Below are 20,398 nucleotides of genomic sequence, written 5' to 3'. Positions count from 1 at the left end.
CGCCCTCCTGAAGGATGAGGTCACCACCTGGTTCGCGAGCCTCCGCGACCGGATCGTGGCGGAACTGGAGGCGATCGAGGCGGAGGCCCAAGGGCCGTTCCATCCCGATGCCCCGGCCGAGGCCGGACGCTTCGTGAAGACCCCCTGGAAGCGCACCGACCATAGCGGCACGCCCGGCGGCGGCGGCACCATGGCGATGCTGCATGGCCGCGTGTTCGAGAAAGCCGGTGTCCACGTCTCACAGGTCTTCGGCGAGTTCGCCCCGGAGTTCCGTGCGCAGATGCCGGGCGCGGCGGAGGACCCGCGATTCTACGCCACGGGCATCTCGCTTATCGTCCATCCCTGGAATCCGAACGTGCCGACCGTGCACATGAACACCCGCTTCGTCTCCACGACGAAGACGTGGTTCGGCGGCGGGGCCGACCTGACCCCCGTCCTCGACCGGCGCCGGACCCAGGACGATCCCGACACGCTGCGATTCCATGCGGCGATGAAGGCGGCCTGCGACGCCCATGCGCCGGCCGCCGATTACGACCGCTACAAGGCGTGGTGCGAGGAATACTTCTTCCTCAAGCACCGCAATGAGCCCCGCGGCATCGGCGGCATCTTCTACGATTATCACTGGACCGGCGATCCGAAGGCCGATCTGGCCTTCACCAAGGATGTCGGCCTCGCCTTCCTCGACGCCTATCCGGCCATCGTGCGCGCGAATCTCGCGAGCGCCTGGACCGAAGCCGACCGGCTCGAGCAGCAGGTGCGGCGCGGGCGCTACGTCGAGTTCAACCTGCTTTACGACCGGGGCACCATCTTCGGCCTGAAGACCGGGGGCAACGTCGCCTCGATCCTGTCCTCGCTGCCGCCCACCGTGCGCTGGCCGTGAGCGACGACCTACCGACCCGCTACGCGCCGCAGCAGGATGCGGCGCTGAAAGCCATTGCCGAATGGCGCAAGGCCGGTGGCCCGCAGGTGTTCCGCCTGTTCGGCTATGCCGGCACCGGCAAGACCACCCTGGCGCGCCGCATCGCCGACGATGTGGAGGGCACCGTCGTCTTCGGCGCCTTCACGGGCAAGGCCGCCTCGGTGATGCGGTCGAAGGGCTGCCACGATGCCGCGACGATCCACAGCCTGATCTATCGCAGCAAGGAGACCGAGGAGGGAGGACCGGCCTTCACCCTCAACCGCACCGGGCCGGTCTCGAAGGCGGAGCTCGTCGTCATCGACGAGTGCTCCATGGTCGATTCGGATCTCGGCAACGACCTGCTCTCCTTCGACAAGCCGGTCCTCGTTCTCGGCGACCCCGCCCAATTGCCGCCGGTGCGCGGCGGCGGCTTCTTCACCGAGGCCGAGCCCGACGTGATGTTGACCGATGTCCACCGGCAGGCCGCCGACGACCCGATCGTGCGCATGGCGATGACGATCCGTGAGGGCGGCCGGCTCAGCATCGGCGAGTATGGCGAGAGCCGCGTCGTCTCACGCCGCTCCCTCGATCCGTCGAGCGTGCTGGAATGTGACCAGGTCCTCGTCGGCATGAACAAGACGCGGCGGCTCTACAACAACCGCCTGCGGGAACTCGCGGGCCACACCGACCCGATGCCGGCGGTGGGCGAGAAGCTGGTCTGCCTCCGCAACGACCGGACGAAGGGCCTGCTCAACGGTTCGACCTGGACGGTCCATGCCCTGCGAGCGGCGCCCCGCGCCGATACGGTCCGCCTCGATGTCGTGCCCGACGACGACCCGGCCCTGCGGCGGCGGCCCATCGACATCAAGGTGCTGCGGGCGGTGATGTCGGGCTCCGAGGAGGAGATCCCGGCCTTCCTCAAACGCGAGACCGACGAGTTCACCTACGGCTACGCTCTGACCGTCCATAAGGCGCAGGGCTCGCAATGGGACAATGTCGTTCTGTTCGACGAGTCCTTCGCCTTCCGCGAGCACCGGGCGCGCTGGCTCTATACCGGGCTGACCCGCGCCGCCCGCGCCATCACCGTGGTGGTGTAGCCCCGCGTCTGCTTGCGAAAGGAGTGGCATCCGGGCGACCCGCCACCCACCTGAGCGCCAGACAATCTTTGGAGAGACGCCTTGTCCCACGACCGATCCGGCCCGCCGCAAATGCACGCCACCACGATCCTGATGGTCCGCAAGGGCGGCAAGGTGGTCATCGGCGGCGACGGGCAGGTGAGCCTCGGCCAGACCATCGTGAAGGGCAACGCCCGCAAGGTGCGCCGCCTCGCCAAGGGCGCCGTCATCGGCGGATTCGCCGGGGCGACGGCCGATGCCTTCACCCTGTTCGAGCGGCTTGAAGCCAAGCTCGATCAGTATCCGGGGCAGCTCACCCGCGCCTGCGTCGAGCTCACCAAGGATTGGCGCACCGACCGCTACCTGCGCCGCCTCGAGGCGATGATGTTGGTGGCGGACAAGGATGTCAGCCTGCTTCTCTCCGGCGCCGGTGACGTGCTCGAGCCGGAAGGCGGCGTCATGGCGATCGGATCGGGGGGGAATTACGCCTTGGCCGCTGCCCGCGCACTCGAGGATGGTGAGCACGACGCGGAGGCGATCGTCCGTAAGGCACTGGGCATCGCGGCGGAAATCTGCGTCTACACGAACGGCAATCTCGTCATCGAGCAGCTCGAAATTTCTGCATCTTAATGCCGGATTGATGGCCGGATTAACTCAACCTTGTCGATATTCCCCTAGCGCTGAGACCTGACTTCCTTCAGATCTGGTCGACGGCAATGCGCATCAGGGCAAAACTTCTCGCTTTCGTAGGGATCTGCTCGATGGTGACGCTCGTCGTTGCCACGATCAGCATCCTGTCGCTTCAAACGTTCAACACCGCCCTGACGGATGCGAAACTCGCGTCCCAGCGGGCGCTCGACGCGGCCAACCTCAACCAGATCGTGACCAGTGTCGTCGTCGAGTCTCGCGGCATCTATGCTGCCAAGGACACTCAGGACGCCAAGAAATACGAAGTCCGCCTTAAGAAGAACCTCGACGCCATGAATGCCTTGCTCAAAAGCTGGGCCCCGCGCGTGCCGGCGAGCGAACGTGCGGCGTTCGACAAGATTCTGGCCGATGCCGCGAGCTTCACGATCCTGCGCAACGAGTTGGGGCGGCTCGGCACCGAAGTTTCGCCGAAGGCCGCGGCCGATCAGGGCTTCAACGAGGCCAATCGGGCCAACCGCCAGGCCTTCCAAGACAGCATCGACAAACTCGTCGGCACCGCCGCCGCGGAGGTCGAGGCGATCGATCGATCGACCGACTCCCTTTATGCGGAGCGTTTCCAGCTTCTGCTGTTCCTGGCCGTGGGCGGCACCCTCGGTGGCCTGCTGATCGGCGGTTTCGTGGGAAATCGCGAGATCGCCCGTCCCCTGGCCGGCGTCTCGCAGGCGATCCGCCGGCTGTCCGAAGGGGACTTGGCCTTGCCGGCGATGAAACCCCGGCGCGACGAGATCGGCGAGATCTGGACCAGCATGCAGGTCTTCTCGGCGACGATGAAAGAGGCGGCGGACCTCCGCGCCAGCCAGGACCAGGCCGCCGGAATCGCATCCCAGCGTCGCCGCGGCGAGAGAAACGAACTCGCGGATCGCTTCCAGGGCAGCGTCGGAAACCTCGTCGAGACCCTGGCCGGCTCGGCCGCCGAGATGGAGCTCACCGCCCGCTCCATGGCGGCCAATGCCGACCAGACGAACCGGCAATCCACGGCGGTGATGAACGCGGCCAACGAGACGGCCATGAACGTTCAGGCCGTCGCGGCGGCCACCGAGGAACTCGCCGCCACCGCCAACGAGATCGGCGCGCAGGTGTCCCAGACATCCGCCGCCGCCGCCGGCGCGGTGGATAGCGCGCGCCGGACTACGGAGCGTGTCCGGGTCCTCGCCGACAGCGCGTCCCGCATCGGCGACGTGGTCGCCCTGATCTCCAGCATCGCTAGCCAGACCAACCTGCTCGCCCTCAACGCCACCATCGAGGCGGCCCGCGCCGGCGAGGCCGGTCGCGGCTTCGCGGTGGTCGCGGCCGAGGTAAAGGGGCTCGCCGCCCAGACCGCGAAGGCGACGGACGAGATCACCGCGCAGATCGCGACGATCCAAGAGGCCACCCGCGATACGGTGAGCGCCATCGAAGAGATCGGCTCCACCATCGGCAGCGTCCATACCATCGCGATGGGCGTCGCGGCGGCGGTGGAACAGCAACAGGTGGCGACGCAGGAGATCGCCCGCGGCGTCAACGATGCCGCGCGCGGGACCCAGGCCGTCACCGAAACCATCGCGGATGTTCAGGTCGCGGCGGTTCAGACCGGGGCCGGCGCATCACAGGTGCTGGCCGCCGCCGAGCATCTGACGCGCCAGTCCCTCAGCCTCGGACACGAGGTCGATGGCTTCGTCGGCGGCATCCGGGCCGCCTGAACGCCGTCCCGATGCATCTGGAAAGGAAGGCCGTCGACGCTTAGATCGAGGCCGTGCACGATCTCGATCCCATGCCGACCCGCCCAGATGGTTCCGCCTTCGGCTCGCCCGATCAGCGTTCCTGCGGGTGGCGCATCCGTGCGGATCGAAAGCGCGCCTTCCCCTCTTCTCGGGCAGCGCGGCTGCCGCATCCGACCGGAGCGTGATGACAACCTTCTCCCCCCGCGAAATCGTCTCCGAGCTCGATCGGTTCATCGTCGGCCAGCACGATGCCAAGCGCGCGGTCGCCATCGCCCTGCGCAACCGCTGGCGCCGGCAGCAGCTCGTCGGTCCCCTGCGGGAGGAGGTGGCGCCCAAGAACATTCTCATGATCGGCCCCACGGGCTGCGGCAAGACCGAGATCGCCCGCCGGCTGGCCAAGCTCGCCGGCGCGCCGTTCCTCAAGATCGAGGCGACGAAGTTCACGGAGGTCGGCTATGTCGGCCGCGACGTGGAGCAGATCGTGCGCGATCTCGTGGAGGTCGGCATCGGCCTCAAGCGCGAGGAAAAGCGCCGCTCGGTCCAGGCGAAGGCCGAGGCGGCGGCGGAATCGCGCATTCTCGATGCCCTGGTCGGGCCGACATCGGGCCAGGCCACCCGCGACAGTTTCCGCAAGAAGCTGAGAACCAGCGAACTCGACGACAAGGAAGTCGAGATCGAGCTGTCGGGCGGATCGCCCTCCGGCCTGCCGATGTTCGAGATCCCGGGGATGCCTGGCGCGTCCATGGGAGCGGTCAATCTCGGCGACATGCTCGGCAAGGCGCTCGGCGGCCAGAAGGGCAAGCCGAAGCGGATGACGGTGCGCGAGGCCTACGCCCCCCTCCTCGCCGAGGAATCCGACAAGCTGGTGGATACGGAATCGCTGACGCAGGAGGCGATCCGCGAGGTGGAGAACAACGGCATCGTCTTCCTCGACGAGATCGACAAGATCTGCGCCAAGGAAGGCCGCTCATCGGCCGACGTGTCCCGCGAGGGCGTGCAACGCGATCTGCTGCCGCTGATCGAGGGAACCACGGTGGCGACGAAGCACGGTCCGGTGAAGACCGACCACATCCTGTTCATCGCCAGCGGCGCCTTTCACGTCTCGAAGCCGTCCGATCTCCTGCCGGAACTGCAGGGCCGCCTGCCGATCCGGGTCGAGTTGCAGCCCCTCACCGTGGAGGATTTCAAGCAGATCCTCACCAGCACCGAGGCGAGCCTGCTGAAACAGACCGTGGCGCTGATGGCGACGGAAGGCGTGACCCTCGATTTCACCGACGATGCCGTGGACGCGCTCGCGCGGGTCGCCGTCGAGGTGAACAATTCGGTGGAGAATATCGGCGCGCGCCGGCTCCAGACCGTGCTGGAGCGGGTGATCGACGACATCTCCTTCACCGCCACCGACCGGTCGGGAGAGACCGTCGCGATCGACGCCGCCTATGTCCGCGAACGGGTGGAGAGCCTCGCCGCGAACGCGGATCTCAGCCGGTTCATCCTGTAGTCCACGCCCCGGCAAGGTTTTAGGCCGCGACGGCCCTGAGAAAACGTCCGATCTCGGCTTCGAGGTCGGCTGCGACGTTTTCCACCTGGGCGGCGCTGCCCTGGACACCTTCGGCCATCGTGGCCGTGCTACGGGCGGCACCCGTGACGGTGGCGAGATCGCGTGCGATCTCCACCGAGGTGGCGGCGGTGTTCCCGGCATTGCGTGAGATCTCGCCGGTCGCCTCCCCTTGTGCAGCGACGGCTGTCGCGAGCTCGGTGGCCATCACGCTGATCGCACCCATGCGATCCGTCACACGGCCGATGGCATGAGCGGCCTGATCCGTCGAAGTCTGGACGGATGCGACCTGACCGGCGATCTCGTCCGTCGCCTTCGCGGTCTGGCTCGCCAGTGCTTTCACCTCCGCCGCCACGACGGCGAACCCACGGCCGGACTCGCCGGCCCGCGCGGCCTCGATCGTGGCGTTCAGGGCGAGCAGATTGGTCTGTTCCGCGATGGCCCGAATGAGGCCCACGATGGTGCCGATGCGCTGCGCGGTGTCGGCGAGTTGCGCCATCTGCTGGTTTGTGGCGGACGCTTCGCCAAAGGCTGCGTCGATCTCGGTCTTGGCGACATCGAGGCGGGCGCCGATCTCCACGATCGAAGCCGAGAGTTCCTCGGCGGCGCTTGCGACGGTCTGCACGTTGGAGGAAGCCTCTCGCGATCCTGCCGAGGCGCCTTCCACCGCACGGGTGGCATCCGAAGACGCGTCCGACATGGCGGCGGCGCGGGTCCGAAGCTCGCCCGTCTGCGCGCCGACCAAGCGGACGGATTTTGCGACCTGCGCCCGGAAAAGGGCGATCTCGGCATCGATGAACGCCCGGCGGTCCTGAATGTCCTTGGCACTCGCCATCCGGTCGGCTTCCAGTTCACGCGCCTTCAGGCTGGTTTCGCGCAAAGCTTCGAGGGCACGGGCCACGGCACCGACTTCGTCTCGTGCGTCGCGATAGGGGATCGCATCCTCGAGATTCCCTGAAACGAGACGGGAGGTCCGCTCCGCGACCACGCGAATGGGTCGAAACATGCGGAACGCGGCAAAGCCCAGGACGAGACAGGCCAGGAGCGCCACCGATAGAATCGTCCATCGCACCGTCGAGATGGTCTGAGCTTGAACCACGTCGTAGGCTTCGAGGGGCACGCCTACGAACAGGATGCCGTTGATCCGACCCTTCGCATCCTGCGTCGGTTGATAAACGGTGAGGTACCGGCGGCCGAACAGGGTCGCGGGCCCGAAATAGACCTTTCCGCTGCGGATCAGCGCCTGTGCGGGGTGATCGTTGGCGAGGGCGGTGCCCACGGCCCGCTCGCCATCCTCTTTCTTCACCGTCGTGACGCGCCGCACGAAACGGTCGCCCGCGGGGTCGTAGGCGAAAACCGTGGCGGTTCCCCCGACATAGTCGACGGTGCGGTCGACGATGGATTGATCGCCCAATGCGCCGAGGTCCGGCGATCTGGCCAAGGTTACCCGATCCCCATCGAACCCGATCTCCGTCCCGGGGACCGTATCTCTGAACACCAAACTCAGCGTCCGCAGATGGCGGTTCCCATCCGCAGCCTGCTTTTCCTTGAGTTGATGGTCGATCTCCCAGCTGGTGGCCACGAGAAGTGCTGCGGATACCAGAATGATCATCGCCACCGTGAGGAGGATGACTTTCGCGGTCAACGATTTGAGATATAACATCATGCCGCAATCCGGGGATGGAAATACTATCGAGGCATGTATTGAAGCACGATAAATTTATCGTCCGATTAATGTCCTCTCTTGATTTGACAAAGGAGTCTGTTTTTCTATCTATAATTATATTTCTACTATCTACTCAGTCCGCGGCGGATGAGGATATGAGTTGCGATGCCAACAGTCGCCCCTATGGGACTGCCGGGCGCTGAACCGCTATTCGTCTCACCGGGTTTCCCAGACCTGTCCGGGACGCAGGGCGACGAACCGCTCCGGCGGAATTCCGCCCACCGCGCATGCCGCCGCCAGCGCCTCCACCGGTTCCTTGATCCCCTCGTCGGTGAGGCGGAACGTGCCCCAATGGTGGCCGAGCATCTGGTCCGCCCCGAGCAGTCCGGCCGCCACGACGGCGTCGGCCGGGTTCATGTGCTGGCCCTTCATGAACCAGCGCGGCTCGTAGGCCCCGATCGGCAGGGTGGCGAGGCGCGGGGGACCGAAGCGGTCGCGGGCGTCGCGGAAGATCGCGCCATCGGCGAGACCGGTATCCCCCGAATGATAGACGACGCCGGACGGGCTGGTCAGGACGTAGGAGCACCACAACGCCATGCGCTTGTCGTTGAGGCCCCTGGCCGACCAGTGATTGGCGGGGGTCATGTGTAACGTGAGCCCGCCGCCGAGATCGACGGACTGGCCCCAGTCGCATGTCTCCACATGCATCGTATCGTCGAAGGACCGCAGGATGCTGTCGTTGCCCAGCGGCGCCACGATCAGCGGCTGATGCCGTTGCCAGAGCCGGGCCACTGTCGGCCCGTCGAGATGGTCGTAATGGTTGTGGGTGATCAGCACGACGTCGATGGGCGGAAGCGCATCGAAGGCGATGCCCGGCGGATTGACCCGTTTCGGACCCGCCACGGAGAGGGGGCTCGCGCGCTGGGCGTAGACCGGGTCGACGAGGATGTTGCGGCGGCCGACCTGGAACAGGTAGCTCGCATGGCCGATGAACGACACGCGTAAGCCTTCCACCCGTTCCGGCGGCGTATCGTCGAAGGGGCTCGGAAACGAAGCCGGCCAAGCGACCCCGGCCCGCTCCCGCTTCCAGCGCAGGATGTCTCCAAGCACCTTGTCCGCCGGCTGATCGACGCCGTGGAACTGCAGCCCGTCGAAATGATCGGTCACCGGGCCGCTGTAATACGGGTTACGGCCCTTGCTGCGCCGATGCGCCGCGTAGCCGACGCCGCCGAGCGTCATGACGGTGAGCGCGGAGAGGGTCGCGAGAAGGCTTTGCCGTTTCATCGTTCCGAGATGGCGATTGTTCAACCGTCTTCAAGGCGAACGCAAAATTTGCGAGAGATGCTCACTGCTACATTATAAACTATTAACAAACAGTAGATTTTTATTTGATCAAGAAGTAAATCTGCAGGTTATGATTTTTTATCCAAAGCATTATTATCGGTATCAATCTGCAAGTGCCAATATTTGGATTTGCTTGTCAATGAATTTAGCAGCGATCTTTGATCGACGCTTATCAACCGGGTTGCAGTTAGTCGCATTTGTAGTAGTATTACCCAAATGGCTATGGACTCTGCGCTCTCAATAATCACGTTTTTTATTACGTTGCCTTCCAAATTAGTCCCGCCGTCTCTGATGAATATAAATTTCTCTGGAACCACAATATAGTGTATGTTTATATTGTTTTCCATTAAATTAAGGATAGTAGGAATTGCTACAGTATTTTTAAAGGCAAATATTCCAAAGCTTGGTGCATTCCCCGAGGATAGCAGCCGCATGCCTCCACGTGCCGTCAGCTTTTGATGTGGGGTTACATAAAATTCATTATCCTGGGCTTGCGGTCGCTCTAAATCTGCATAACGATCAGCTTTTGTAATACAATTATTTAATTCCTTTTTTGTTAATGTAGATTTGCACTCGATGGTTCCGTACGATGACTCGGTAGGGCATAGTATTTTATTTGATCCATCGTAGAATAGAGGAGAGTATATTCTGTCATAGATTATGATATCAACTTCTCCGGAATTACGCCCCCTGCAATCAAACATTTCCCCCTTGGAGAATCCGAAAGCAAAAGGAAATATCCTTTCAAGGTACTCTTTGACGGCATTTTCCCGCGAATCGCCTCGGTTACCAAGATGTTTGAATATCGTTTTATATTGAGCCAATAAGGACTCGCTTAACCGCAAGAGATTATCAGTATAATCTGACATTATAACTACCTTTACTTAGTATAGAAAATTCTATTGTGCATAAAATTTTTATATTATGCTAGAAATAAAACTTGCAAATTTCTTATTTTTCCTTCGGCATCACGGCCACCAGCTCTCCGGCGAGCGCGCGGATCTTCCGATGGGCTTCGACCTCGACTTCCTCGCGGGTCTTGTTCTCGGTCGGAACGGCGACGACGCCGGTGATCCGCCCATGCGCACCGATGAGCGTGAAGTTGAATCGCCCCATGCGACTGCGGCGAACGACGAAATGAGGCAACGGTCTCGCTCCTTCCCGAAAGCATCGGTCTGAAAGGACGAGCTACGGGGCGGAGAGCCGAAAAGTTTCAGGACCGCCAGCGCAATTCCTGCTGCACCAGCGGATTGCGGAAGGACCGCGCCTCACGCGCCGCCTGGAGCGCTTCGCGCTTGAGGCGAAAATACCATTGCGACGGCAGATCGCTTTGGCCGAACAGCACCATGGTCGGCTTGCGGTCGAGACCGGCCTGGGCGTGCTGGAGCACCTGCTGGTCCTGGGTCAGGAACTGCCGCATCAGCGGGCGCGCCAGGGGCTTCAGCAGGTTGAGGACCGGCATGTTCCAGTAGAGCGCGTTCGTCAGCATGGTACGGTTGTGGGTGAGCGGCGTTGCGAAGGTGTAGTTCGCCACGCGCTTCGGCCCGGCCTCGATCCGCTCCAGCCGCACGCCGGGCAGGCGGAATTCGATCTCCACCTCCGGCACGCCGCCGAGCAGTTTGTAGACCGGCGAACTGGTCGTCGTGGCATGGCTGGACATGGTGAAGCCGTGCGGCGTCGGCGTGAAGGTCTTCACCTTCTCCCGAAGCTCTTTCGACGGGCGGAACCACCAGGAATCGTGGACGAAGGCGACGTGGCCGGGGTCGACGAGGCTCAATGTGGTGAGGTCGAAGGAGGCCTCCACCACGAGTTCGACCACCAGGGAGCCCGCCGCCTCGAACCCGAGTTCCGGCAGGGGCGGCAGGTCGCCGCCCGGCGGCCCGAGATAGGGGTTCACCCAGACGAAGCCGGCGCTCTCGCGGATAGGAAAGCGCTGGACCGTGATCCGGGTGAAATCCGCCGCATCCGCCGAGGACAGGGTGGGCACGTCGCGGCAGCGCCCGTCGGTGCCGAAGCGCCAACCATGGAAGGGACAGGTCACGGCGTCGCCATCGAAGCGTCCCTTCGACAGGGCCATGCCCCGGTGCGGGCAGCGGTCGCGCATGGCGAAGGCGGCTCCGGCCTTGTCGCGGCCGAGGACGATCTGCTCGCCATTGAGTTCGACCGCACGCAGGCTGCCGGGTTTCAGCGTGTCGGCGCGGCCGACGCAGTAGAACGCGTCGGGCAGGGGCTGGCGCATGGCGTCCGGGTCGAGGGCCGCTTCGTCGGTCGCCGGGTTCTTTGCCGTATCGGCCTTCGCCTGGGGCGGCGGGGATGAGAGCATGATGGGCCGCGATTGTCCTGAGGCGAACGCGTCTCCGGCGATGCCCCGGCCGGTCGGGCGCGGGACGATACGTGGCGGAGGGCGCCTCGTCTTACGCCTCGGCGACGGCGGTGGCCACAAGTGTAAAGGGCCGGCCGATGAACGCCTGGCGTTGACGCCTTCGCGTAGCGCGCGGGCGGTCGGGAGCTCCCCAGCGGCGAGGCGCCGCGCCTGCCGCATCGGGGCTTTTCAAGCCGCGAATCCGTGACTAGCTTGGGGTTCTCGCAACGAACGAAAGGAGGTGATCCAGTGTCTCATTGCCTAAATCAGCCGCTTACCTCGGCTTACCGGACCTGGAACGTCGCCTCCGGCGCGCACGCCTAGCGCGTTAGAGGACCCCTCACCGGGTTCGGCCGAACGGACAAGCGGTTCGGCAATGGAAGGGCCGCCCTCATGGGGCGGCCCTTCGTCGTTGGGGTCTCGGTCAGTGAGTGGTTCAGCGCTTCTGGAACAGGGGCTGGGCCAGTGCCTCGGCCCGAGCCATCCAGAGGTCGCGATCGGCACAGGCCTGGGCCAGTTCCTCGGCATCGCTCTCGGAGCGCGCGCGAGCCTCTTCCAGCTTCTCGACGAAGAGGGTCTGGAGTTCGGCGAGGCGGTCACGCTCGGCGCGCAGGTCGTGGAGCTCGGCCATCTCCTTCTCCACATGCGACCGCAGGCGGCGCAGTTCCTGGGCGAGGATCCCCTGGAGTTGGTCGTAGCGGTCGCTCTCGACCTTGAGCTTGGCCTTGAGCATCAGGTTCTCGGCCATCAGTTCCGAGACGTCGCCGTCCTCGCTGGCCTCGGGAGCCTCGGTCCGCGCGGGCGGCGACACCACCCGGGGCGACCAGGACGAGGCCTGCGGCTCGGCCTTCTCCGGCGCGGCCGGTCTTTCGAACGCCGCGACCTTGTCGGCGGCGGGGGCCTGCTCGGCGGAGGTGGTCGCCGCCTTCATGGCCGCCAGCCAATCGCGCAGCGGTCCGGGCGTCGGACGTCCGTTTAAATCCTGTGCCTGGTAGTGACGGGCTGGTTCCGACATCGCTCGCGTCCTCGTGTGCAGACGCATTCGATCAAAGCATGCTTAACAAACCGTAAAGGTTAAGAAAATTTCCTCGTCCCGATTTGCGGAAACGGGCGCGCCGCGTGGCGGGTGTTCCTCCCTGCCGAAGGGTCACTTCGACCGCCGTATCATGCAGACATAAGAGAGTCCGAGCCACGGCCGGCATCGGCTTTCGTCGAGGGGGCGCGACCACCCAGCGGACCGGGCCGATGCTATAGCTCGGCGCGCAATCGCCAAAGGACGGACACGGCACATGTATATCGAAGCGCCCAGCCTCGTGGGACAGCCCGGCATCAGGCACGCCTTCTTCACCCGTGCCGGCGGCGTCTCCCACGGTCTCTATGCCAGTCTCAACGGAGGCCTCGGCTCGCAGGACGAGCCCGCCCTCGTGGCGGAAAACCGGAGCCGCATGGCCGGGCATCTCGGCGTCGCGCCGAGTCATCTCGTGAGCCTGTATCAAGTCCACTCCGCCGAGGTCGCCATCATCGACGGCCCCATGGCCCTTGCCGACCGCCCGCGTGCCGACGCCATGGTCACGCGCGTGCCGAACCTCGCTCTGGGCATCGCCACCGCCGATTGCGGTCCGATCCTGTTCGCCGATACCGTGGGCCGCGTCGTCGGCGCCGCCCATGCGGGATGGAAGGGCGCCTTGTCCGGTGTGATCGCCGCAACGGTGGAGGCGATGGAGCGTCTCGGCTCGGCGCGGGGCGACATTATCGCCGTGCTCGGCCCGACGATCTCGCAAGCCGCCTACGAGGTCGGGGACGATTTCCGCACCCGCTTCGCCGAAGAGGTTCCGGGTTCGGACGCCCACTTCGCGCCGGGCCAGCGCGAGGGGCACGCCCAGTTCGACCTGCCCGGCTTCATCGCCCGTCGCCTGCGGGAAGCCGGCATCGAGAAGGCATCGACACTGGGCCTTTGCACCTACGCCGATCCCGAACGCTTCTATAGCTATCGGCGCACGACCCACGGGGGAGAGGCCGATTACGGCCGACTGATTTCAGCGATCGTTCTTGCCGCCTGACAGGCGAGACGGTGGCGGCCAGGGTCTGCGACAATCTGTCATTCGCCAAGGTAGTGAAAAAGCGTGGCCGTAAGTGAACCTTGGCCGTTCGGCAGTGTTCTGGCTATGCGTTGCCTCTGCTGAGGTGGTCGCTGCCACAAAGGGGCCGTGTTCGACACACGCGGCGTGGTTGCGATGCAACAGCTTCCTGAGGGATGCTGAGCTATAGACGGGGAATTGCGCAGGACCGCTCCCAAAAAGGCGGCCGCGCTAACGAGTAGAGGACCAGACCATGAAATCCTTCCTTCGCGGCACCACCGCCCTTGCCGGCATCGTCATCGCCGGTTCCGCTTTCGCCGCCGACCTTCCGCGTCGCGCCGCTCCCCCGGTCTTCGTGCCGGTGCCGGTGTTCACCTGGACGGGCGCCTACTTCGGTATCAACGCCGGTTACGGCTTCGACGCCGGAAGCAACAACGACCGCTACGCCCTGCCGGGTGGTTCGGTGCTGAACTCCTTCACCCGCACCCCGGTGGTCGTCTCGACCAACGGCGGCAACGATCTCGAAGGCTTCGTCGGCGGTGGCCAGGTCGGCTACAACTACCAGTTCACCCCGGGTTCGGGCGTGGTCGTCGGTATCGAAGCTGACGCCCAGTACACCGACTTCGGCAACAAGAGCCGCACCGTGGCCGGCACCGTCAGCCCCGTCGCCGGCGCTCTCGTCAGCCCCACCTCGGTCCGTATCCCGGGCAACGAGATGAACTTCTTCGGCACCGTCCGCGGCCGTATCGGTTACGCCTTCGACCGCACTCTCGTGTACGGCACCGGCGGCTTCGCCTACGGCGACGGCGCAACGGGCGGCGACGACTTCCGCACCGGCTACACCGCCGGCGGTGGTATCGAGTACGCTCTCCCCACCGACTCGTTCTTCAACTTCTTTAAGTCGTCGGCCGTGACCCTGAAGGTCGAAGGTCTGTACGTGAACCTCGAGAACGACAGGAACAACCGTGGCGGTCGCTCGGTGTTCAACGCGGCTGCCGCCCCCAATGGCCTCCTGACCATCAGCCCCTCGGTTGCTGCTCGCGAGTCCGAGTTCGCCGTCGTCCGCGCCGGCCTGAACTACAAGTTCGGCTCGTACTAGGCCTTAGCGGATTTAGTCGCCTCCTCCGGGTGGTGACCTCCGTTCCCAGAAAGGAGCCCGACCGCGAGGTCGGGCTCTTTTTCGTTGCTCGACAGGGACTTGACCCTGTCCGCCCTGTTTCCTGTCGGAATTTTCATGGAGGGAAGCGGCTTCCCCGTGCATCCGCAACGGCGAAGTTCGCGTTGACCCCCTGACAAAGCCTGAGGCGCCACCCCATCTCGGAGGCGCCGGGGCGGCATTGGCCCGCAGGCTTCTCTCAGGAGGACGACCCCATGAACAGCGAAGAACGCGAGGTCATCGGCGGCATTTTCCAGCGTCTGGAGCAGGCCGCGAGCCAGCCCCGCGACGCCGATGCCGAGCGCTTCATCGCGGACAAGCTCCGCGCTCAGCCCTATGCGCCCTATGCGATGGCGCAGCTGATCTATGTCCAGGAAGAGGCGATCAAGAGCCTGAACGAGCAGCTCGAACAGGCTCGTCAGGCGGCCCAGCAGCCCCAGGGCGGCGGTGGCGGCTTCCTCTCGAGCATTTTCGGCGGTGGCTCGCGCCAGCCGGAACCCCAGCGTCCGTCCGGCCAGCCTTGGGGCGGTCAGGGTGGGCCGCAGCAGGGATACGGTCAGCAGCCCGGCTATGGGCAGCAGCCGGGTTACGGCCAGCAGCCCGGTTACGGCGGACCGCAGCAGGGCGGCCCCTGGGCCGGCCAGCAGGCGGCTCCCGCGCGCGGCGGCGGCTTCATGGCGACGGCGCTTCCGATGGCGGCGGGTGCGGCCGGCGGCATGCTGCTCGGCAGCGCCCTGTCCAATGCCTTTGCCGGCGGGCATTCGGCCCTCGGCAGCGCGGCGGCGGCAGGCCTTCCCTCGGCCGGTGCCGCGGCCGGTAACGAAGACCTCGGCTCGGCCCTCGGTGGCGGCAACGACTTCCAGGACGCGTCGTTCGACAGCGATCCGGGCGGTGATTTCGGCGGCGACCTGGGCGGCGGCGGCGACGACGATTGGGTGTGAGCCCAACCCGTACCCGTCACGGCGCGTGATGGTTCATTGACGAGAAAGGCCCGGTGCGTGTCCCCACGCGCCGGGCCTTTTTATGTGATGTCGGTTAAAGGACTTCGACCCGCGTCCCCACGGGCGTGCGTTCATACAGGTCGATGACATCCTCGTTCATCATCCGGATGCAGCCCGACGACACGGATTGCCCGATCGTGTGCGGTTCGTTGGTCCCGTGAATGCGGTAGAGGGACGAGCCGAGATAGAGCGCCCGCGCGCCGAGCGGATTGGCCGGGCCGCCCGCCATGTGGCGCGGCAGATCGGGGCGGCGCTGCAGCATCTCCGCCGGAGGCGTCCAATCCGGCCATTCGCGCTTCTGGCTGATCGTCTTCATTCCCGACCAGGCGAAACCCGGACGACCGACACCGATGCCGTAGCGGATGGCCTGGCCGCCGGGCTGGACCAGATAGAGAAACTTCGTCCGGGTATCGATGACGATGGCGCCGGGCTTCTGCCGCCCATCGAAGGGGACGACCTGCCGGGCAAAGCGCGGGTCGGGCGTCCGCTCGATCGCCGCGGCCTGCATCTCGGGTGTCGCCTGCGACGGCAGGGCGGCGAGCCGCGTGCGCGCGGGAGCGAGATAAGGATCGATGTCGGGCACACGGTCGCCCGAGTAGAGCACGCGCGGCATCGGCTCGCCGCCATAGCCCTGTGCGGCCGGATGGCGTGGGAGCACCCCGTCATCGGCGAGGCCGGGACGCCTGGCGCGCGGCGGCGTTCCATTGCCCGTCACCAGGAATTCGATGAAGCCGCCACCGTACTGGCCAGCCGAACTCTGAGCCCGTGCGGATCCCCCCGTCACCGCCGTCGCCAGGCAAGCCATGGCGACGCACAAACCGATACGCTTCAACACGCGACTACTCCGGGCCATCATCGTCCTGCCCTCCAGGCTGGCCGGACGGGACGAGAATCGCGTGAAGGAACGTGGTGAATCGTTCAGTCCATTGCGGCTCCATTGGTCGCTTTCAAGAACAGCATGAATCGTCCGTAAAACTGCACACGACCTTTTGTCTGTTGAAGAAATGGCAACCACTTGGTCGCATGGTGGCTCGAAGGCTTCTCGTCTCGGGAGCCGCGTCGTTCGTCAGGACGATGGCGCCCGAGCCACGCGTGCCCGCCATTCGACCCAGTTACTCCTGCCGGCTGATCATCCCCGATGAACATGAAGCGCTACCGCATCGAAGACAGCCTCGGTTTGGCAAGCGTGCGACCCGTCGTGGAGGTCGCGCACGCCAAGGAGCGTTCCGGCTCCGACGACGTGAAGCTCGACGAGATCCTCTCGGCGATCCAGGAGCTTCGCCGCGTCACGCAGACCAGCACGGTCGAGACGATCGAAGCCTGCCGGAAGGAGCTCAACGAGGCCTTCGCCATGCGCTCCGAACTCGACGTGATGAAGGAAGCCATCACCCGGACGAAGAAGGAAATCGCGACGCTCTATCATTCCGAGAATACCGGGAAGGGAATGAAGCGGGTCGCCGGCGAACTCGATGCGGTGGTGGAATCCACCGAGCTCGCCACGAGCACGATCCTCGGCGCGCTGGAAGAGATCGAGACCAATGCGAGCGCATTGCGGGCCATGCGCCATGCCGCGGGCGCCGAGAATGTCGACATGATCCTCGAGCGCGTCATCGTCGCCTACGAGGCCTGCAACTTCCAGGATCTCACCGGCCAGCGCATCAACAAGATCGTGGGCGTGCTCAAGTTCATCGAGGAGCATCTGGACCGCATGATCGAGGCCTGGGGCGGACTCAATTCGTTCAGCGAGATCCTCGGCGTCGTGCCCCAGGGCCCCAGCATCGACGACGAGAGCTCGCTCCTCAACGGACCCAAGCTCGACAGCGACCCGGGCCATGTGGACCAGGGCGATATCGACGCGCTGTTCGATTAAGACGCGAACGCGCCGGCCTTCGGGGGGAGATGGGATCGGGAGCCCCTTCCCTCTCGAATCCCCGGCGCTTAAGTCTCGGGCATGAGCCGTCAGCCCGCGAAAGACCCGTCTTCCCAGCAAGACCTGCCGCCGGATTCGTTCGACGAACGCGAGGATGCGGACGAAACCCCGGAACGCATCGACGACGGCCCCGAGATCGACTTCGATTTCGAGGAAGGCGCGGTCAAGGCCGGCACGGAGATCATCCGCCGGTTCTGGAGCACGCTGCCGTCGGGACCGGGCGTCTACCGGATGTTCGACGAGAAGGGCGACGTCCTCTACGTCGGCAAGGCCAAGAACCTGAAGGCACGGGTCGGCTCCTATGCGAGGGGCCAGGCCCATTCCAACCGCATCGCCCGGATGATCTCGCAGACGGCGGCGATGGAATTCGTCACCACCGCCACCGAGACCGAAGCGCTGCTGCTGGAGGCCAACCTCATCAAGCAGCTGAAGCCCCGCTTCAACGTGCTGATGCGGGACGACAAGTCGTTCCCCTACATCCTGGTCACGGCGGATTCGGAAGCGCCGCAGATCGTCAAGCATCGCGGCGCGAGGCGGCGGAAGGGCAGCTATTACGGCCCCTTCGCCACCGTCTGGGCGGTGAACCGCACCGTCAACGCGCTCCAGCGCGCCTTCCTGCTGCGCACCTGCACCGACAGCTATTACGAGAACCGCACCCGGCCCTGCCTGCTCTACCAGATCAAGCGCTGCGCCGGCCCCTGCACCGGTGAGATCGCCCTGCCGGAATATCAGGCGCTCGCCGAGAATGCGAAGGGCTTCCTCTCGGGCAAGTCCAACGCGGTGAAGGACCGCATGCGCGAGGAGATGCAGGACGCCTCGGAGAAACTCGAATTCGAGCGCGCCGCCCGCTTTCGCGACCGCATCTCCGCCCTCTCGGCGATCCAGGGGACGCAAGGGGTCAACACGCAGGGCGTCGAGGAGGCGGATGTGTTCGCCCTCGACGAGCAGGCCGGCCAGTTCTGCATCGAGGTCTTCTTCTTCCGCAACTTCCAGAACTGGGGCAACCGCGCCTATTTCCCGAAGGCCGACCGCTCCATGACGCCGGACGAGGTGCTCGCCTCCTTCATCAGCCAGTTCTACGACGACAAACCGGCGCCCCGGATCGTCCTCGTCTCCCATGCCATCGAGGATGCGGAGCTGATGGCGGCCGCCCTGTCGAGCCGTGCCGAGAACCGGGTGGAAGTCCACCAGCCCCAGCGCGGTGAGCGCAAGGCGCTGGTGGAATACGCCCAGCGCAACGCCAAGGAGGCCCTGGCCCGCAGGCTCGCCGACACCGCCTCGCAGGGCAAGCTGCTGGTGGCCCTCGGGCAATCGTTCGGATTGCCCGCGCCACCCCGCCGCATCGAGGTCTACGACAATTCCCACATCATGGGCACGAACGCGGTGGGGGGCATGATCGTCGCCGGCCCCTCGGGCTTTGCCAAGACGCATTACCGCACCTTCAACATCAAGTCCGAGGAGCTGACGCCGGGCGACGATTTCGGGATGATGAAGGAGGTGCTGCAGCGCCGCTTCAAGCGCCTCGTCAAGGAGAACCCGCGCACGCCCAACGAGGCGGCTTTGGCGGCCAGCGAAGGCGGCGTTCCCGAGCCGGTCCCCGAACCGGACGGCGACACCATGCCGGCTTGGCCCGATCTCGTCCTCATCGACGGCGGCAAGGGCCAGCTCGAAGCGGCACGCACCGCGCTGGAACAGCTCGGTGTCACCGACGTCGCCCTCGTCGGCATCGCCAAGGGCCGTGACCGCGATGCGGGGCGCGAGACCTTCTTCGTGCCCGGAAAGGCTCCGTTCAAGCTGCCGCCGCGCGATCCGACCCTCTACTTCGTCCAGCGCCTGCGGGACGAGGCCCATCGCTTCGCCATCGGCACGCACAGGGCCAAGCGCAAGCGGGAGATGATCAAGAACCCCCTCGACGAGATCGCCGGCATCGGCCCGACCCGCAAGCGCGCCCTCCTCCACCATTTCGGGACGGTGAAGGCGATCCAGCGCGCGTCGTTGGAGGATCTGGCGACCACACCCGGCGTCAACGCGGCCACGGCGCGGGCGGTGTATGATTACTTCCAGGCCGGAGGGTGAGCGCGAAGCCCGCCTGTCAGGTTGCGTCGGTATCCGAATCGTCGTCAGACCGGCGATACAGAGCCTCGTAATCCCTCCCGCCATAGAAGACGTTGGTGATACGAACGCTATCGTCCTCGACCAGAAAAGCGATCACGGCGCAACGCTCGAACGGCACCGTGCGAAGGCCGGGTGCGAGGTCGTCACGGAGTCGACCGGCACGGGGCGCATCTCCGATCCGATCACATCGCGCCTTGATGCGTCGTACGAACGACGCGGCGACTGACGTGTTTCCGCTCGCTTGGCGAACAAAACGGAAAATGTCGGCAAGGTCGTCCAGCGCGTCCGGCCGGAAGTAGACCGCGAGTCTACGCACCGGAAGTCTCGGTCCCCTCGTCGGCGAACAGGCGAGCCAGGTGCCGGTCCGCGTCCGTCGTCGTCAGGTCCGGCCGCGGGTCATCGAGGGACCGGCGAACACGAGACCGTATCTCGCTCAGACGCCCGGCATCTTCCATCCGTTGCCGTTGCCAGAGACGGACCGCGTCACGCATGACTTCGCTCGTCGATGTGTAATCTCCCGCCTCGATGCTTTCACGCACCGCACGAAGGAGCTCGGGCGTCATGGTAATGCTGATCTCGTCTGCGGACGGCATGCGCGGACATCCTGCTCAATCCGCCCATCGGTAGCATAGAATCGGACCCGGCACATTCGCAGCGCAATGCGCCCGGCGCGACGACAGAGGCGGTATGAAAGCGGTATGGCCGTTTGCATCATCGCGGTTGACCCCTCCCCCCCGGCCATGGTTTTACCGCGTCGATGACTGTCCTCC

The 20,398-nt window shown here is 65.1% G+C and carries 19 protein-coding genes; 10 read left to right on the top strand and 9 right to left on the bottom strand.

The window, feature by feature from the left end; translation table 11 throughout:
• The first annotated feature begins 7 nt into the window (after positions 1–7).
• From hemF to hslU, 5 genes are all read left to right on the top strand, one after another.
• On the top strand, positions 8–880 hold the full coding sequence (gene hemF, locus MBTS_RS02840; protein ID WP_147833038.1) for an oxygen-dependent coproporphyrinogen oxidase: 873 nt from the start codon (positions 8–10) through the stop codon (positions 878–880).
• Positions 877–1,995, top strand: a complete 1,119-nt coding sequence (locus tag MBTS_RS02835) for an ATP-dependent DNA helicase (protein ID WP_018042306.1) — start codon at positions 877–879, stop codon at positions 1,993–1,995. The genes hemF and MBTS_RS02835 overlap by 4 nt, the downstream gene beginning before the upstream one ends.
• A gap of 111 nt (positions 1,996–2,106) precedes the next feature.
• Complete coding sequence (hslV, locus tag MBTS_RS02830; RefSeq protein ID WP_056158791.1) at positions 2,107–2,643, top strand: ATP-dependent protease subunit HslV; 537 nt, start codon at positions 2,107–2,109, stop codon at positions 2,641–2,643.
• A 131-nt stretch (positions 2,644–2,774) separates the two neighbouring features.
• Positions 2,775–4,400, top strand: a complete 1,626-nt coding sequence (locus MBTS_RS02825) for a methyl-accepting chemotaxis protein (protein ID WP_238253815.1) — start codon at positions 2,775–2,777, stop codon at positions 4,398–4,400.
• A gap of 205 nt (positions 4,401–4,605) precedes the next feature.
• Entirely contained in the window at positions 4,606–5,919 is a 1,314-nt protein-coding gene (gene hslU / locus MBTS_RS02820; protein WP_192215037.1) for an ATP-dependent protease ATPase subunit HslU, read from the top strand.
• A 19-nt stretch (positions 5,920–5,938) separates the two neighbouring features.
• On the opposite strand, the gene MBTS_RS02815 is transcribed toward hslU, so the two are convergent.
• From MBTS_RS02815 to MBTS_RS02790, 6 genes are all read right to left on the bottom strand, one after another.
• Positions 5,939–7,417 carry a methyl-accepting chemotaxis protein gene (locus MBTS_RS02815; RefSeq protein WP_238253816.1) on the bottom strand — a complete coding sequence of 493 codons (1,479 nt, stop codon included), beginning with the start codon at positions 7,415–7,417 and terminating at the stop codon, positions 5,939–5,941.
• A 441-nt stretch (positions 7,418–7,858) separates the two neighbouring features.
• Positions 7,859–8,926 (bottom strand): MBL fold metallo-hydrolase, encoded by a 1,068-nt coding sequence (locus tag MBTS_RS02810; protein WP_192215035.1) that lies wholly within the window; start codon positions 8,924–8,926, stop codon positions 7,859–7,861.
• Between the two features lie 128 nt (positions 8,927–9,054).
• Complete coding sequence (locus MBTS_RS02805) at positions 9,055–9,855, bottom strand: DUF6602 domain-containing protein (RefSeq protein WP_192215034.1); 801 nt, start codon at positions 9,853–9,855, stop codon at positions 9,055–9,057.
• Positions 9,856–9,937: 82 nt separating this feature from the next.
• Positions 9,938–10,132 (bottom strand): hypothetical protein, encoded by a 195-nt coding sequence (locus MBTS_RS02800; protein ID WP_192215038.1) that lies wholly within the window; start codon positions 10,130–10,132, stop codon positions 9,938–9,940.
• Positions 10,133–10,199: 67 nt separating this feature from the next.
• The gene (locus MBTS_RS02795) at positions 10,200–11,309 is read right to left on the bottom strand and encodes an aromatic ring-hydroxylating oxygenase subunit alpha (RefSeq protein ID WP_056145804.1); all 1,110 of its coding nucleotides are present in this window, start codon (positions 11,307–11,309) and stop codon (positions 10,200–10,202) included.
• A 475-nt stretch (positions 11,310–11,784) separates the two neighbouring features.
• The gene (locus MBTS_RS02790; RefSeq protein WP_192215033.1) at positions 11,785–12,363 is read right to left on the bottom strand and encodes a hypothetical protein; all 579 of its coding nucleotides are present in this window, start codon (positions 12,361–12,363) and stop codon (positions 11,785–11,787) included.
• Between the two features lie 274 nt (positions 12,364–12,637).
• On the opposite strand from MBTS_RS02790, the gene pgeF reads away from it, so the two are divergent.
• The 3 genes from pgeF (at position 12,638) to MBTS_RS02775 (ending at position 15,523) form a co-directional block, all read left to right on the top strand.
• The gene (gene pgeF / locus MBTS_RS02785; protein WP_192215032.1) at positions 12,638–13,408 is read left to right on the top strand and encodes a peptidoglycan editing factor PgeF; all 771 of its coding nucleotides are present in this window, start codon (positions 12,638–12,640) and stop codon (positions 13,406–13,408) included.
• Between the two features lie 271 nt (positions 13,409–13,679).
• On the top strand, positions 13,680–14,525 hold the full coding sequence (locus tag MBTS_RS02780) for an outer membrane protein (protein WP_056160366.1): 846 nt from the start codon (positions 13,680–13,682) through the stop codon (positions 14,523–14,525).
• Between the two features lie 272 nt (positions 14,526–14,797).
• Positions 14,798–15,523 carry a DUF2076 domain-containing protein gene (locus MBTS_RS02775; RefSeq protein ID WP_056429810.1) on the top strand — a complete coding sequence of 242 codons (726 nt, stop codon included), beginning with the start codon at positions 14,798–14,800 and terminating at the stop codon, positions 15,521–15,523.
• A 94-nt stretch (positions 15,524–15,617) separates the two neighbouring features.
• Here the strand turns inward: MBTS_RS02775 and MBTS_RS02770 are convergent, their stop codons facing one another.
• On the bottom strand, positions 15,618–16,388 hold the full coding sequence (locus MBTS_RS02770) for a L,D-transpeptidase (protein WP_147830078.1): 771 nt from the start codon (positions 16,386–16,388) through the stop codon (positions 15,618–15,620).
• A 333-nt stretch (positions 16,389–16,721) separates the two neighbouring features.
• Between MBTS_RS02770 and MBTS_RS02765 the strand changes: the two genes are divergently transcribed.
• Positions 16,722–17,453, top strand: a complete 732-nt coding sequence (locus tag MBTS_RS02765; protein WP_056145794.1) for a chemotaxis protein — start codon at positions 16,722–16,724, stop codon at positions 17,451–17,453.
• A gap of 81 nt (positions 17,454–17,534) precedes the next feature.
• Positions 17,535–19,589, top strand: a complete 2,055-nt coding sequence (gene uvrC / locus MBTS_RS02760; protein ID WP_056145791.1) for an excinuclease ABC subunit UvrC — start codon at positions 17,535–17,537, stop codon at positions 19,587–19,589.
• Between the two features lie 16 nt (positions 19,590–19,605).
• Here the strand turns inward: uvrC and MBTS_RS02755 are convergent, their stop codons facing one another.
• Positions 19,606–19,944, bottom strand: coding sequence for a type II toxin-antitoxin system RelE/ParE family toxin (locus MBTS_RS02755; RefSeq protein ID WP_056145789.1), 339 nt, complete (start codon positions 19,942–19,944; stop codon positions 19,606–19,608).
• Entirely contained in the window at positions 19,937–20,221 is a 285-nt protein-coding gene (locus tag MBTS_RS02750) for a ribbon-helix-helix domain-containing protein (protein WP_018044662.1), read from the bottom strand. The genes MBTS_RS02755 and MBTS_RS02750 overlap by 8 nt, the downstream gene beginning before the upstream one ends.
• Between the last annotated feature and the right edge of the window lie 177 nt (positions 20,222–20,398).

This window comes from Methylobacterium bullatum, assembly GCF_014845095.1.
In the GTDB taxonomy this organism is placed as follows: domain Bacteria; phylum Pseudomonadota; class Alphaproteobacteria; order Rhizobiales; family Beijerinckiaceae; genus Methylobacterium; species Methylobacterium bullatum.
Note: the sequence above shows the minus strand (reverse complement) of the source record. Positions and strands in the feature narration are given on the sequence as shown.

What these genes read in the sequence shown, in the direction of transcription:
- hslV (WP_056158791.1), top strand. Translation starts at nt 2,107, where the DNA reads ATGCACGCCACCACGATCCTGATGGTCCGCAAGGGCGGCAAGGTGGTC.
- MBTS_RS02825 (WP_238253815.1), top strand. Translation starts at nt 2,775, where the DNA reads ATGGTGACGCTCGTCGTTGCCACGATCAGCATCCTGTCGCTTCAAACG.
- hslU (WP_192215037.1), top strand. Translation starts at nt 4,606, where the DNA reads ATGACAACCTTCTCCCCCCGCGAAATCGTCTCCGAGCTCGATCGGTTC.
- MBTS_RS02810 (WP_192215035.1), bottom strand. Translation starts at nt 8,926, where the DNA reads ATGAAACGGCAAAGCCTTCTCGCGACCCTCTCCGCGCTCACCGTCATG.
- MBTS_RS02805 (WP_192215034.1), bottom strand. Translation starts at nt 9,855, where the DNA reads ATGTCAGATTATACTGATAATCTCTTGCGGTTAAGCGAGTCCTTATTG.
- MBTS_RS02795 (WP_056145804.1), bottom strand. Translation starts at nt 11,309, where the DNA reads ATGCTCTCATCCCCGCCGCCCCAGGCGAAGGCCGATACGGCAAAGAAC.
- MBTS_RS02790 (WP_192215033.1), bottom strand. Translation starts at nt 12,363, where the DNA reads ATGTCGGAACCAGCCCGTCACTACCAGGCACAGGATTTAAACGGACGT.
- pgeF (WP_192215032.1), top strand. Translation starts at nt 12,638, where the DNA reads ATGTATATCGAAGCGCCCAGCCTCGTGGGACAGCCCGGCATCAGGCAC.
- MBTS_RS02780 (WP_056160366.1), top strand. Translation starts at nt 13,680, where the DNA reads ATGAAATCCTTCCTTCGCGGCACCACCGCCCTTGCCGGCATCGTCATC.
- MBTS_RS02775 (WP_056429810.1), top strand. Translation starts at nt 14,798, where the DNA reads ATGAACAGCGAAGAACGCGAGGTCATCGGCGGCATTTTCCAGCGTCTG.
- MBTS_RS02770 (WP_147830078.1), bottom strand. Translation starts at nt 16,388, where the DNA reads ATGGCTTGCCTGGCGACGGCGGTGACGGGGGGATCCGCACGGGCTCAG.
- MBTS_RS02765 (WP_056145794.1), top strand. Translation starts at nt 16,722, where the DNA reads ATGAACATGAAGCGCTACCGCATCGAAGACAGCCTCGGTTTGGCAAGC.
- uvrC (WP_056145791.1), top strand. Translation starts at nt 17,535, where the DNA reads ATGAGCCGTCAGCCCGCGAAAGACCCGTCTTCCCAGCAAGACCTGCCG.
- MBTS_RS02750 (WP_018044662.1), bottom strand. Translation starts at nt 20,221, where the DNA reads ATGCCGTCCGCAGACGAGATCAGCATTACCATGACGCCCGAGCTCCTT.